At 51.7% G+C, this 14,719-nt stretch carries 9 protein-coding genes; all 9 read left to right on the top strand.

Translation table 11 applies throughout. From position 1 onward, the window contains the following. The first annotated feature begins 8 nt into the window (after positions 1–8). Positions 9–434, top strand: a complete 426-nt coding sequence (gene rplK, locus UM181_02090) for a 50S ribosomal protein L11 (protein WQC63425.1) — start codon at positions 9–11, stop codon at positions 432–434. 1 nt (position 435) lies between these two features. Next, a complete protein-coding gene (gene rplA / locus UM181_02085) occupies positions 436–1,134 on the top strand; it encodes a 50S ribosomal protein L1 (GenBank protein WQC63424.1) in 699 nt (232 codons plus the stop codon). A gap of 255 nt (positions 1,135–1,389) precedes the next feature. Beyond that, positions 1,390–1,905, top strand: a complete 516-nt coding sequence (rplJ, locus tag UM181_02080) for a 50S ribosomal protein L10 (protein WQC63423.1) — start codon at positions 1,390–1,392, stop codon at positions 1,903–1,905. Positions 1,906–1,975: 70 nt separating this feature from the next. Beyond that, on the top strand, positions 1,976–2,359 hold the full coding sequence (gene rplL / locus UM181_02075; protein ID WQC63422.1) for a 50S ribosomal protein L7/L12: 384 nt from the start codon (positions 1,976–1,978) through the stop codon (positions 2,357–2,359). A 235-nt stretch (positions 2,360–2,594) separates the two neighbouring features. After that, positions 2,595–6,731 (top strand): DNA-directed RNA polymerase subunit beta, encoded by a 4,137-nt coding sequence (gene rpoB, locus UM181_02070; protein WQC63421.1) that lies wholly within the window; start codon positions 2,595–2,597, stop codon positions 6,729–6,731. Positions 6,732–6,780: 49 nt separating this feature from the next. Continuing rightward, a complete protein-coding gene (gene rpoC / locus UM181_02065; GenBank protein WQC63420.1) occupies positions 6,781–10,998 on the top strand; it encodes a DNA-directed RNA polymerase subunit beta' in 4,218 nt (1,405 codons plus the stop codon). 704 nt (positions 10,999–11,702) lie between these two features. Further along, the gene (gene rpsL / locus UM181_02060) at positions 11,703–12,074 is read left to right on the top strand and encodes a 30S ribosomal protein S12 (protein ID WQC63419.1); all 372 of its coding nucleotides are present in this window, start codon (positions 11,703–11,705) and stop codon (positions 12,072–12,074) included. Positions 12,075–12,086: 12 nt separating this feature from the next. Continuing rightward, a complete protein-coding gene (gene rpsG / locus UM181_02055; protein WQC63418.1) occupies positions 12,087–12,557 on the top strand; it encodes a 30S ribosomal protein S7 in 471 nt (156 codons plus the stop codon). 20 nt (positions 12,558–12,577) lie between these two features. After that, positions 12,578–14,695, top strand: coding sequence for an elongation factor G (fusA, locus tag UM181_02050; protein ID WQC63417.1), 2,118 nt, complete (start codon positions 12,578–12,580; stop codon positions 14,693–14,695). Positions 14,696–14,719 lie beyond the last annotated feature (24 nt).

The raw sequence follows: 14,719 nt of genomic DNA, 5'->3' as shown, positions 1-14,719 counted from the left end.
GAGGCCAGATGGCCAAGAAACTGGTTGGCACGCTTAAATTGCAAGTGCCGGCGGGGAAAGCAAACCCCTCGCCACCCGTAGGACCTGCATTGGGTCAGCGCGGTATTAACATTATGGAGTTCTGTAAAGCTTTCAACGCAAAGACGGCTGATATGGAGCCTGGAGCACCATGCCCGACAGTGATTTCCTACTATCAGGATAAATCATTCTCGATGGATATTAAGACGCCGCCCGCATCTTATTATTTGCGCAAAGCGGCAAAGCTGAAGTCAGGCGCTACCAATCCGGGCCGTGAAACAGCCGGAACCGTGACCGCGGCGCAAGTCAAAGAGATCGCAGAAGCGAAAATGACCGATCTTAACGCAAACGACATCGAAGGCGCGATGCAGATCATTCTGGGATCAGCGCGTTCGATGGGCATCGAGGTGAAGTAAGATGGCGAAGTTTGGAAAACGGATGCGCTCTGTGCGCGAAGCAGCGGACGGCAAATTTGATTTGTCGGTTGAAGAGGCTGTGGCATTGGTGAAAGCCAACGCAAAAGCTAAATTCGATGAAACGATCGAAATTGCGGTGAATTTAGGGGTTGATACCCGCCATGCCGACCAGATGGTGCGCGGCGTTATCGGTCTGCCAAATGGCACTGGAAAAACAGTGCGGGTTGCAGTGTTTGCGCGCGATGCCAAAGCAGATGAAGCGAAAGCGGCTGGGGCTGATATTGTGGGCGCCGAAGATCTGATGGAAATTGTTCAAGGCGGCAAGATCGAATTTGATCGGTGCATTGCAACACCTGATATGATGCCGGTTGTTGGGCGTTTGGGCAAAGTACTTGGGCCGCGCAATTTGATGCCCAATCCCAAAGTCGGTACCGTCACGATGGATGTTACTGCGGCTGTCAAAGCGGCGAAGGGCGGCGAAGTGCAGTTCAAAGCTGAAAAAGGCGGTGTGGTGCATGCGGGTGTTGGCAAAGCCTCATTTGATGAAGCAAAATTGGTCGAAAACGTAAAAGCGTTCGTAGACGCTGTGGCCAAAGCCAAGCCATCAGGTGCTAAGGGTGCCTATATGAAAAAGATCGCGCTGAGTTCGACAATGGGCGCCGGCGTCACGATCGATGTGGGGGCTGCAAGCCAACGCTAAGAAATTGGTTGCCTTTTGCATTGTTGTGCAGGGGGCAGCGAATAGCGGATCCGCTAGGATCCGTTCTGTCCGAGACGGAGGGTGGGGCGCAGGCCCGTTAAATCCTTCCTGAGATGGGGAACGAGACATTGGATCAGTCTGCGGCGCAAGCCTCGGGTGGTTTTGGCCTCGGGACCCTGACCTAGGACCCGAACGCTGCCCTTTTAGGGTGGCAAACTTGAGCCGGGGAGAGATCCCCAAATTTGGAGTGAAACTGTGGATAGAGCACAAAAAGAGAAAGTGGTCGAGGAACTCGGCCAAATCTTTGAAAGCTCTGGCGTTGTGGTAGTGTCTCACTATGCAGGGCTTACAGTTGCTGAAATGCAAGATCTGCGCGCCCGCGCCCGTCAGGGTGGAAGCGCAGTTCGTGTTGCCAAAAACAGGCTCGCCAAGATCGCCCTTGATGGGATGCCATGCGCAGGCATAGCAGATTTTCTGACAGGGATGACTGTTCTAACCTTTTCCGAGGACCCGGTGGCAGCAGCCAAAGTGGCCGAGGATTTCGCCAAAGAGAATAAAAAGTTTGAAATTCTCGGTGGCGCGATGGGTGAGAATGTTTTGGATCGTGCCGGCGTTGAGGCCGTGTCGAAAATGCCTTCACGCGAAGAGCTTATTGCTTCGATCGTGGGCTGCATCGGCGCTCCTGCTTCAAACATCGCAGGCGCAATTGGCGCACCTGCTTCGAATATCGCCGGCATTTTGTCGAGCATCGAAGACAAGGCAGCTGCTTAAGCAACTTAAGATCTGCGTAGGGAAATGCCCCATACGTTGGAACACAACTTAGAAACGGAAAGAGTCGAAAATGGCTGATCTGAAGAAACTTGCAGAAGAGATCGTTGGTCTTACCCTGCTGGAAGCACAAGAACTGAAAACCATCCTGAAGGACGAGTATGGCATTGAGCCTGCTGCCGGTGGCGCTGTCATGATGGCAGGCCCTGCAGGTGGCGATGCCGCAGGTGGCGGCGCTGAAGAGCAAACAGAATTTGACGTAATTCTGAAAGCCGCAGGCGCTTCAAAAATCAACGTGATCAAAGAAGTTCGCGGCATCACAGGCCTAGGCCTGAAAGAAGCCAAAGAGCTGGTTGATGCAGGCGGCAAAGCTGTCAAAGAAGGCGTTGATAAAGCCGAAGCGGAAGACATCAAAGCCAAGCTGGAAGCAGCTGGCGCCGAAGTCGAGCTTAAGTAAACACCGCCAGGGTAACCTGGTACGTATCGGCCGAGAGCGGGAAACCCGCTCTTGGCCATACCTGTCTTAGAAAGAGCCTACTTCAGCAGGCGTTTTGTTGGGCAGGATAAATAGATCGGGAGGCTTTCGTTGGGTGAAAGCCAGGCATTGATCTTATCTTGCGATCTCGTATGGGGGCGCGGCTGGTACCCGACAGCGCGCGCGTCCGGTGAGAAAACTGAAAGGTACTATATCCATGGCTCAATCATATCTCGGCCAGAAGCGTTTGCGTAAATATTACGGAAAAATTCGCGAAGTTCTTGACATGCCAAACCTGATTGAAGTGCAAAAATCATCTTATGATTTGTTTTTGCGCTCGGGCGAGGCGGAAATTCCCACTGATGGCGAAGGCATCAAAGGCGTTTTCCAATCGGTGTTTCCGATCAAAGATTTCAACGAAACCTCTGTGCTGGAATTTGTTGGCTATGATTTAGAAAAGCCCAAATATGACGTCGAGGAATGCCAGCAGCGTGATATGACCTATAGTGCTCCGCTCAAGGTCACGCTGCGGCTGATCGTGTTTGATGTTGATGAAGATACGGGCGCCAAATCGGTAAAAGACATTAAAGAGCAAGACGTGTTTATGGGCGATATGCCTTTGATGACACCGAATGGCACCTTTGTTGTCAACGGGACCGAACGGGTGATCGTTTCACAGATGCATCGCTCTCCTGGGGTGTTTTTCGATCATGATAAAGGTAAAACGCACAGCTCGGGTAAGCTGTTATTCGCCTGCCGGATCATTCCGTATCGCGGGTCTTGGCTTGATTTTGAATTTGATGCCAAAGACTTGGTGTTTGCGCGGATCGATCGCCGCCGTAAATTGCCGGTAACCACGCTGCTTTACGCGCTTGGCCTGGATCAAGAAGGCATCATGAGCGCCTATTATGATACGGTGAATTTCCACGTTGTGAAAGGCAAAGGGTGGAAAACGAAATTCTTCCCAGAGCGCGTGCGCGGCACCCGTCCAATTTATGATCTAATCGATGCAGCGACGGGTGAAGTGATTGCTGAAGCCGGCAAAAAAGTAACGCCCCGCGCGGTGAAAAAATTGATCGATGAGGGCAAAGTAACCGAGCTTTTGGTGCCGTTTGACCAAATTATTGGTAAATTTGTGTCTCAAGATTTAATCAATGAGGAAACCGGCGCGATTTACGTAGAAGCGGGTGATGAACTAACCGCGGAATATGATAAAGAAGGCGAAATGATCGGTGGATCGTTGAAAGATCTTGTGGATGCCGGCTTTGCCGATATTCCCGTACTTGATATCGATAACGTCAATGTTGGCCCCTATATGCGCAACACCATGATGCAGGATAAAAACCTCAGCCGTGATACCGCGCTGATGGATATTTACCGCGTCATGCGCCCGGGCGAACCGCCCACCGTAGATGCTGCTTCCGCGCTGTTTGACACGCTGTTTTTCGACAGCGAGCGCTATGATTTATCCGCGGTTGGCCGCGTGAAAATGAATATGCGTTTGGCGCTTGATGCAGAAGATACGCAGCGCACATTGCGCAAAGAAGATATTGTGTCTTGCATCAAGGCGTTGGTTGAGCTGCGCGATGGCAAGGGTGATATCGACGATATTGATCACTTGGGCAACCGGCGCGTGCGTTCGGTTGGCGAATTGATGGAAAACCAATATCGGGTCGGATTGCTGCGGATGGAGCGGGCAATTAAAGAACGGATGTCATCGGTCGAAATCGATACTGTGATGCCACAGGATTTGATCAACGCGAAACCGGCTGCTGCCGCGGTGCGTGAATTCTTTGGGTCCAGCCAATTATCGCAATTTATGGACCAAACCAACCCTCTTTCAGAAGTCACCCACAAACGCCGCCTGTCGGCGCTTGGGCCAGGCGGGTTAACGCGTGAGCGGGCCGGTTTTGAGGTGCGCGACGTGCACGCAACCCATTATGGGCGCATGTGTCCGATTGAAACGCCGGAGGGGCCAAATATTGGCCTAATCAACTCATTGGCAACCTTTGCACGCGTGAACAAATATGGTTTTATCGAAACGCCCTATCGGATCGTGAAGGATGCGACGGTGACGGATGAGGTACATTACCTCTCTGCCACAGAAGAAATGCGCCATACGGTGGCACAAGCCAATGCGAAATTGGACGTGAACGGACGGTTTGTGAATGATCTGGTGAGCACGCGGCAATCTGGCGATTACACGCTTGCGCCCGTCGAGAATGTTGACCTGATCGATGTGAGCCCAAAGCAGTTGGTATCGGTTGCGGCCTCGCTAATTCCGTTTTTGGAAAATGACGATGCGAACCGCGCTTTGATGGGCTCGAACATGCAACGTCAGGCGGTGCCTTTGCTACGGGCCGAGGCGCCTTTGGTTGGCACGGGCATCGAAGAAATCGTAGCGCGGGATTCCGGTGCGGCGATTATGGCGAAACGCGCGGGTGTAGTGGATCAGGTTGACGCGCAGCGGATCGTTATCCGGGCGACCGAAGACCTGGATCTTGGCGATGCGGGTGTTGATATTTACCGGATGCGTAAATTCCAGCGCAGCAACCAAAATACTTGCATCAACCAGCGCCCACTCATTAAAGTGGGGCAAGCGGTGTCTAAAGGCGAAGTGATCGCTGATGGGCCCTCAACTGATTTGGGTGAATTGGCTTTAGGTAAAAACGTGGTGGTCGCGTTTATGCCTTGGAACGGCTATAATTACGAAGATTCAATTCTGATTTCAGAGCGCGTGGCGCGCGATGATGTGTTTACGTCGGTTCATATTGAAGAATTTGAAGTGGCAGCGCGCGACACCAAGCTTGGCCCTGAAGAAATCACACGTGATATTCCAAATGTTGGCGAAGAAGCGCTGCGCAATTTGGATGAGGCGGGGATCGTTTATATTGGTGCTGATGTAGAGCCAGGTGATATTCTGGTTGGAAAAATCACGCCGAAAGGCGAAAGCCCAATGACGCCTGAAGAAAAGCTTCTCAGAGCGATCTTTGGTGAGAAAGCGTCGGATGTGCGCGATACATCTTTGCGCGTTAAGCCAGGCGATTTTGGTACGGTTGTTGAAGTGCGCGTGTTCAACCGCCATGGCGTTGAAAAAGATGAGCGCGCTTTGCAAATTGAGCGCGAAGAGGTTGAGCGTTTGGCGCGAGACCGCGATGACGAGCTGGCGATTTTGGATCGCAACATCTATGCCCGTCTGCGCAGTATGATCATTGGCAAGACGGTTCTAAAAGGCCCGAAAGGCGTGAAAGCCAACGCCGTGATCGACGAAGATTTGCTTGAGAGTTTAAGCCGTGGCCAGTGGTGGCAATTGGCGTTGAGCGAAGAGGGCGATGCGAAGATCGTTGAGGCCTTGCACGAGCAATATGAAGTACAAAAGCGGATTCTAGACGCCCGCTTTGAAGATAAAGTTGAAAAAGTGCGCCGCGGTGATGATCTGCCCCCTGGCGTTATGAAAATGGTAAAAGTCTTTATCGCGGTGAAGCGTAAGCTGCAGCCAGGCGATAAAATGGCGGGCCGTCACGGCAATAAAGGGGTGATCTCAAAGGTTGTGCCAATGGAAGATATGCCTTTCTTGGCAGATGGAACGCCTGTTGATTTCTGTTTGAACCCTCTGGGCGTGCCTTCGCGTATGAATGTGGGCCAAATCTTAGAAACCCATATGGGGTGGGCGGCGCGCGGTCTGGGCGTGAATATCGATGAATCCTTGAATGATTATCGTCGTTCGGGTGATTTGACACCGGTGCGTGAGGCAATGCGTCTGGCATATGGTGATGATGTCTACGAAGAAGGCATTGCCGGCATGGATGAAGACAGTTTGGTTGAAGCGGCGGGCAATGTCTGCAATGGCGTGCCGATCGCGACACCGGTCTTTGATGGCGCCAAAGAAGGCGATGTGAATGACGCGCTGGTGCGGGCTGGTTTTGATCAATCGGGCCAATCCATCCTGTTTGATGGCCGCACAGGTGAGCAATTCACCCGTCCGGTCACGGTTGGGATAAAATACCTGCTGAAGTTACATCACTTGGTGGATGATAAAATCCACGCACGCTCAACTGGGCCCTACAGCTTGGTCACGCAGCAGCCATTGGGTGGTAAAGCCCAATTTGGCGGCCAGCGCTTTGGTGAAATGGAGGTTTGGGCTTTGGAAGCTTACGGCGCGGCTTACACATTGCAAGAAATGTTGACGGTCAAATCTGATGACGTTGCAGGGCGGACGAAAGTCTATGAAAGCATCGTTAAAGGTGAAGATAACTTCGAAGCGGGCATTCCGGAATCCTTCAATGTTTTGGTGAAGGAAGTCCGTGGTCTCGGCCTGAATATGGAACTCTTGGACACGGAGGATGATGCGTAGGGCTTTTGCCCACGCTTCCACCTTTCTGTCTCCAATTAGAGGAATTAAAATGAACCAGGAACTGACAAACAACCCGTTTAACCCGTTAACGTCACCTAAAGTTTTCGATGAGATCAAAGTCTCTTTGGCCAGCCCAGAGCGGATCCTTTCATGGTCTTTCGGTGAAATCAAAAAGCCCGAAACGATCAATTACCGGACCTTTAAGCCCGAGCGTGATGGTTTGTTCTGCGCGCGAATTTTTGGCCCAACCAAAGATTACGAATGTCTGTGCGGCAAATATAAACGGATGAAGTATCGTGGCGTTGTCTGCGAAAAATGTGGCGTTGAAGTGACGCTGCAGAAGGTCCGCCGGGAACGTATGGGGCATATCGAACTGGCCTCACCCGTTGCACATATTTGGTTCTTAAAGTCGCTGCCATCGCGGATTGGCTTGATGCTGGATATGACGCTTCGTGATTTGGAACGCGTGCTGTATTTTGAAAATTATGTGGTGATCGAGCCTGGTCTGACCGATTTGACCTATGGTCAGATGATGACCGAAGAAGAATATATGGACGCGCAAGACACGTTCGGTATGGATGCATTTACCGCCAATATCGGTGCAGAAGCGATCCGCGAAATGCTGGCGGCGATCGATTTGGAATCTGAAGCCGAGCAATTGCGCGCGGATCTCAAAGAAGCCACGGGTGAGTTGAAGCCGAAAAAAATCATCAAGCGCCTGAAAGTGGTTGAAAGCTTTTTGGAATCGGGCAACCGCCCGGAATGGATGATCCTCACTGTTGTGCCGGTGATTCCGCCGGAGTTGCGCCCCTTGGTGCCATTGGATGGCGGCCGGTTTGCAACGTCGGATTTGAACGATCTTTATCGCCGTGTGATTAACCGCAACAACCGTTTGAAGCGACTGATCGAATTGCGCGCGCCCGATATTATCGTGCGCAACGAAAAGCGGATGCTGCAGGAATCTGTGGATGCGTTGTTCGACAATGGCCGCCGCGGCCGCGTGATCACCGGTGCCAATAAGCGGCCGCTGAAATCGCTGTCGGACATGCTGAAAGGCAAACAGGGCCGTTTCCGTCAAAACTTGCTTGGAAAGCGGGTCGATTTTTCTGGCCGTTCGGTGATCGTGACGGGCCCAGAGCTGAAGCTGCATCAATGTGGCTTGCCTAAGAAAATGGCGCTCGAATTGTTCAAGCCGTTTATCTATTCGCGCCTTGAGGCCAAAGGGCTGTCAAGCACGGTGAAGCAAGCCAAAAAACTGGTTGAAAAAGAGCGTCCTGAAGTATGGGATATTCTGGATGAAGTGATCCGCGAGCACCCGGTAATGTTGAACCGTGCGCCTACTTTGCACCGGTTGGGCATTCAAGCTTTTGAGCCGGTTTTGATAGAAGGCAAAGCCATCCAATTGCATCCGCTGGTCTGTTCTGCGTTCAACGCTGATTTTGACGGTGACCAAATGGCCGTACACGTGCCGCTCAGCTTGGAAGCCCAGCTAGAAGCCCGCGTGTTGATGATGTCCACAAATAACGTGCTGTCACCAGCAAATGGCGCCCCGATTATCGTGCCCTCGCAGGATATGATTTTGGGTCTGTATTACACCACAATCATGCGAGAAGGCATGAAGGGTGAAGGGATGATGTTCAGCTCGATTGAGGAAGTGCAATACGCTCTCGATAGTGGCACTGTGCATTTACATGCCAAAATCACTGCGCGTATTCCGCAAATAGATGAGCATGGCAGCGAAGTGATGCAACGGTTTGAAACCACTCCGGGGCGCGTGCGCCTGGGCGCTCTTTTGCCGGTGAATAACAAAGCGCCGTTTGAATTGGTGAACGCGTTGCTCAGAAAGAAAGATGTCCAAAAGGTGATCGACACTGTCTACCGCTATTGCGGTCAGAAAGAATCGGTAATTTTTTGCGATCAAATTATGACGATGGGCTTCAGAGAAGCGTTCAAAGCCGGTATCTCATTCGGCAAGGATGATATGGTTATCCCAGATGATAAATGGGGGATCGTTGATACGACCCGTCAGCAGGTTAAAGATTTCGAACAGCAATATATGGATGGTCTGATCACACAGGGCGAGAAATATAACAAAGTTGTCGATTCCTGGTCAAAATGTAACGATAAAGTCACCGACGCAATGATGAATACGATTTCGGCGCCGCGCTTGGATGATGACGGATCTGAAAGCGAGCCGAACAGCGTTTATATGATGGCCCATTCGGGCGCGCGTGGATCGGTTACCCAGATGAAGCAACTGGGCGGTATGCGTGGTCTGATGGCCAAGCCGAACGGCGATATTATTGAAACGCCGATCATTTCAAACTTTAAAGAAGGTTTGACGGTGCTTGAATATTTCAACTCTACCCACGGTGCGCGTAAGGGCTTGTCGGATACAGCGTTGAAAACAGCGAACTCTGGATATCTAACCCGGCGTTTGGTTGATGTTGCACAAGATTGCATTGTGCGCATGAATGATTGTGGTACCGAACAATCCATCACGGCCGAAACGGCCGTCAATGATGGGGAAGTTGTCTCATCGTTGGCCGAGCGCGTGTTGGGCCGGGTTGCTGCTGAGGATATTTTACGCCCCGGAACGGAAGACATGTTGGTCGCCAAAGGCGAGCTGATCGATGAGATTATGGCCGATAAGATCGATGAGGCGGGTCTGCAAACGGCGCGCATCCGCTCTCCTTTGACCTGCGAAGCTGAAGAGGGCGTTTGTGCATTGTGCTACGGACGAGATCTTGCGCGCGGTACTATCGTGAATACCGGCGAAGCGGTGGGCATCATCGCGGCGCAATCAATCGGTGAACCTGGTACGCAGCTGACAATGCGGACATTCCACATTGGCGGCGTTGCGCAAGGGGGCCAGCAATCCTTCTTGGAAGCCAGCCAAAGTGGTGTGATTGAGTTTGAGAACCCACAAACGTTGAAAAACGCGCAGGGTGACATGTTGGTGATGGGGCGCAATATGAAGCTGCGCATCCTAGATGAAAATGGGGATGAATTGGCCAGCCATAAATTGGGCTATGGCACGAAGTTATTCGTGGCCGAAGGGGCCAAGGTTGAACGCGGCGATAAATTATTTGAGTGGGATCCCTATACTTTGCCGATCATCGCCGAAAAAGCCGGTGTCGCCAAACATGTGGACCTGGCCAATGGCGTTGCCGTGCGTGAAGAAACCGATGATGCAACCGGGATGACGCAGAAAATCGTTATTGACTGGCGCGCCGCCGCAAAGGGCAGCGAATTGAAGCCTGAAATTATCCTTGCTGGTGAAGATGGTGAGCCTGTGCGCAATGAGGCGGGCAATCCAATTACCTATCCAATGTCGGTTGATGCAATCTTGTCGGTCGAAGATGGTCAAGAGGTGAAAGCGGGGGATGTGGTCGCCCGTATTCCGCGTGAAGGGGCGAAAACAAAAGACATTACAGGTGGTTTGCCGAGGGTTGCTGAATTGTTTGAGGCACGCCGTCCAAAAGATCACGCGATTATCGCGGAAGTCGATGGATATGTGCGCTTTGGGCGCGATTATAAAAACAAGCGACGGATCAGCATTGAGCCGGCCGATGAATCGCTGGAGCTGGTGGAATATATGGTTCCCAAAGGAAAGCATATTCCGGTTGCCGAGGGTGATTTTGTGCAAAAGGGCGATTACATCATGGATGGCAACCCAGCCCCACATGATATTCTGGCCATTATGGGCATTGAAGCGCTGGCAAATTACATGATCGATGAGGTGCAGGATGTGTATCGTTTGCAAGGTGTTAAAATCAACGACAAGCATATCGAAGTGATCGTACGCCAGATGCTGCAGAAATGGGAAATCGCCGAAAGCGGTGACACCACTTTGCTGAAAGGCGAACATGTCGATAAGGCGGAGTTTGACGCAGCAAATGAAAAAGCCCTGTCAAAAGGCGGACGTCCGGCGCAGGGTGAACCTATTTTGCTAGGCATCACAAAAGCATCCTTGCAAACGCGCTCGTTTATCTCTGCCGCCTCATTCCAGGAAACCACACGGGTTCTGACCGAGGCATCGGTGCAAGGCAAGCGGGATAAATTGGTTGGTCTGAAAGAAAACGTGATCGTTGGGCGGCTTATTCCAGCGGGCACAGGGGGCGCGACGCAACAAGTTCGCCGTATCGCCACAGAGCGTGACAATGTGGTGCTTGAAGCGCGCCGCGAGGAAGCTCAGGCTGCGGCCGCCTTAGCCGCACCCAGCGAAGATGATGTGTTTAAAGAGGCTACGGCAAGCGAAAGCTAAACACCCTTTGCCGTTAAAAATTTAGAAAAAGCCCGGCCTTAAGTCGGGCTTTTTTTATAAGCGTTGATCGGATCAAGCGCTGCGCATATCTGCGCCCTTAGCGCGCTGTTAAGATATCTCAAACTTGCAGAAGAGCGCTGTTTCAGACAGGTTGAAAAACCGCTAAGGACTGGTTGGAAAAGGCCGGATCAAGCCTGCCACGCGGGCTGTAAATCGCGGATGCTTGTGAAGATGCGCACACCATTGGTAATATTTTGTATGTTGATTTTTTATCCAGTTAAAACGCATGACCCAAACGCAGGTTGAATTTCGGGATTTGATGCATGGGCTTTGAAATAAAACCCATAATATAAGAGGGTTGTTGCCGGATATCGCAAAGCGGTCAGACGGCGCGACCACGACTTTCTTCGGTTCGATCTGCAGGGGTAAAGCCGCAGCTTTTCAGGCTGTTGACAAGCGTTCCGACTCCCCCTATACGCACGACACGTCGAGTCATGGGATGTTTCTCTGGCTTTGGCTTCAGAATTGAAGTGGTCAAGATCCGGGCAGTGCCTCGATCCTCTGGAAAACCCACCGCGTCGTTCCCAAGAACGAGGGGACCGGTGTGGTGTTTGTGTTATGCGGACGCGTTTGGCACAGAAGAATGAACTGCATGGGCTGCGCTCATGCGCCCATAAACGACGAGCGAACGGGGAATAACCGGAATGCCAACGATACAACAGCTGATCCGCAAGCCGCGGCAGCCCAAAGTAAAACGCTCCAAATCCATGCATTTGCAGGAGTGTCCACAAAAACGCGGTGTGTGCACGCGCGTTTACACCACCACGCCGAAAAAGCCGAACTCAGCCATGCGGAAAGTTGCAAAAGTGCGCTTAACAAATGGGTTTGAGGTGATCAGCTACATCCCGGGTGAAAAGCATAACCTTCAAGAACACTCAGTGGTTTTGATCCGCGGGGGTCGCGTAAAAGACCTTCCTGGTGTTCGCTACCATATCTTGCGCGGTGTTCTGGACACGCAAGGGGTTAAAGATCGTAAACAGCGCCGCTCTAAATATGGCGCCAAGCGTCCGAAATAAAAGGATTAACAGATGTCTCGTCGCCACGCCGCCGAAAAACGTGAAATTTTACCCGATGCCAAATTTGGCGATCGGGTTATTTCGAAATTCATGAACAACCTCATGATTGATGGTAAGAAATCGATCGCTGAGACCATTGTGTATAACGCTTTGGACCGGGTTGAAGATAAAATCAAGCGCGCGCCCGTTGAGGTGTTTCACGAAGCTTTGGATAATATCAAGCCAGCCGTTGAGGTGCGTTCGCGCCGCGTTGGTGGTGCCACCTATCAGGTACCCGTTGAGGTGCGCCCCGAGCGCCGCGAAGCGTTGGCCATTCGTTGGTTGATCAAAGCGTCTCGTAGCCGCAACGAAAATACGATGGAAGAACGCCTTGCGGGTGAGCTTTTAGACGCTGTAAATTCGCGCGGCTCCGCCGTGAAAAAGCGCGAAGACACGCATAAAATGGCCGATGCGAACAAAGCATTCAGCCACTACCGTTGGTAATTTAAAGAGGCTGCACTGAAATGGCGCGCGAATATAATCTAAACGAATACCGTAATTTTGGCATTATGGCTCACATTGATGCGGGCAAGACAACTTGCTCAGAGCGGATTTTGTATTACACGGGGAAGTCGCATAACATTGGTGAGGTGCATGATGGCGCCGCAACGATGGATTGGATGGAGCAAGAGCAAGAGCGTGGTATCACAATCACCTCGGCTGCGACCACCACATTTTGGGAGCGCACCGAAGATGGTGAGACGGCGCAATCGCCCAAGCACCGTATGAACATCATCGATACCCCGGGCCACGTTGATTTTACAATCGAGGTTGAACGGTCTTTGGCGGTTTTAGACGGTGCTATCGCCGTTTTGGATGCGAATGCGGGTGTTGAGCCGCAAACCGAAACCGTGTGGCGTCAGGCTGATCGTTATAAAGTGCCGCGGATCGTTTATGTGAATAAGATGGATAAAATCGGCGCAGATTTTTTCAACTGCGTGCACATGATTCAGGATCGCACCGGCGCCGTGCCCGCGCCGATCCAAATCCCTATCGGCGCAGAGAACGAGCTTGAGGGCTTGGTTGATCTGATAACGATGCAGGAATGGGTCTGGGCTGGTGAAGATTTAGGTGCGACATGGGAATTGCGCCCGATCCGTGAGAGCCTTCAGGACACTGCCAATGAATGGCGCGCCAAGCTCATCGAAACTGCGGTTGAGATGGATGATGATGCGATGATGGCCTATCTAGAGGGGGAAGAGCCCGATGAGGCCACGCTTCGCGCGCTGATCCGCAAGGGCACGCTCGAAATTAAATTCATTCCTATTTTATGTGGTTCGGCCTTCAAGAACAAAGGTGTGCAACCGCTTTTGAACGCCGTGATCGATTACCTGCCGAGCCCGCTGGATGTGGTTGATTATATGGGTTTCCGTCCGGGTGACGAAACAGAAACCCGCGATGTCGCGCGCCGTGCGGACGACGATATGCCGTTTTCAGCGCTTGCGTTTAAAATCATGAATGATCCCTTCGTTGGCACGCTTACATTTACGCGCATCTATTCGGGCATGATGAATAAGGGTGACGGTATCTTTAACTCGACCAAGGGTAAAAAAGAGCGCGTTGGCCGCATGATGATGATGCACTCGAATAATCGCGAAGAGATCGAAGAAGCATTTGCGGGGGATATCATCGCGCTTGCCGGTTTGAAGGACACGACTACGGGCGACACGTTGTGCGATGTGAAAGAGCCTGTAATCTTGGAAACAATGACCTTCCCTGATCCAGTGATCGAAATCGCAGTTGAGCCGAAGACCAAGAACGACCAAGAGAAAATGTCTCAGGGTCTTGCGCGCTTGGCGGCCGAAGATCCCTCATTCCGTGTGGAAACTGATCTTGAGAGCGGTCAGACCATCATGAAGGGCATGGGCGAACTGCATTTGGATATTTTGGTGGATCGCTTAAAGCGTGAGTTCAAGGTGGAAGCCAATATCGGTGCTCCACAAGTGGCGTATCGTGAGACGATTGGTCATGAGGTTGAGCATACATACACACACAAAAAACAGTCTGGTGGGTCTGGGCAGTTTGGTGAAGTGAAAATGGTTATTACGCCAACCGAGCCTGGCGAAGGATACTCATTTGAAAGCAAGATCGTTGGTGGCGCTGTTCCGAAAGAATATATCCCCGGCGTCGAAAAAGGCATAAAATCAGTTATGGATAGCGGCCCCTTGGCAGGCTTTCCTGTGATCGATTTTAAAGTGTCTCTGCTCGACGGCAAGTTCCATGACGTGGATAGCTCGGTTTTGGCTTTTGAAATCGCTGCGCGGATGTGTATGCGCGAAGGGATGAGAAAAGCCGGCGCAAAGCTTCTTGAGCCGATCATGAAGGTCGAAGTTGTAACGCCTGAGGATTATACAGGCAACATCATTGGCGATCTGACCTCCCGTCGGGGTCAGGTGCAAGGTCAGGAGCCACGCGGCAACGCGATCGCGATTGAGGCTTTTGTACCTTTGGCGAATATGTTCGGTTACATTAATAACTTGCGGTCGATGTCCTCTGGACGTGCGCAATTTACTATGTCGTTTGATCATTATGACCCGGTTCCGCAGAATATCTCTGAAGAAATTCAGTCGAAATTTGCCTAAAAACGGGCATGGGCTTGGGGCCCA

The organism is Alphaproteobacteria bacterium US3C007, assembly GCA_034423775.1.
Taxonomy (GTDB): Bacteria; Pseudomonadota; Alphaproteobacteria; order Rhodobacterales; family Rhodobacteraceae; genus Thalassovivens; species Thalassovivens spotae.
This window is presented reverse-complemented; position numbering and strand designations above follow the sequence as displayed.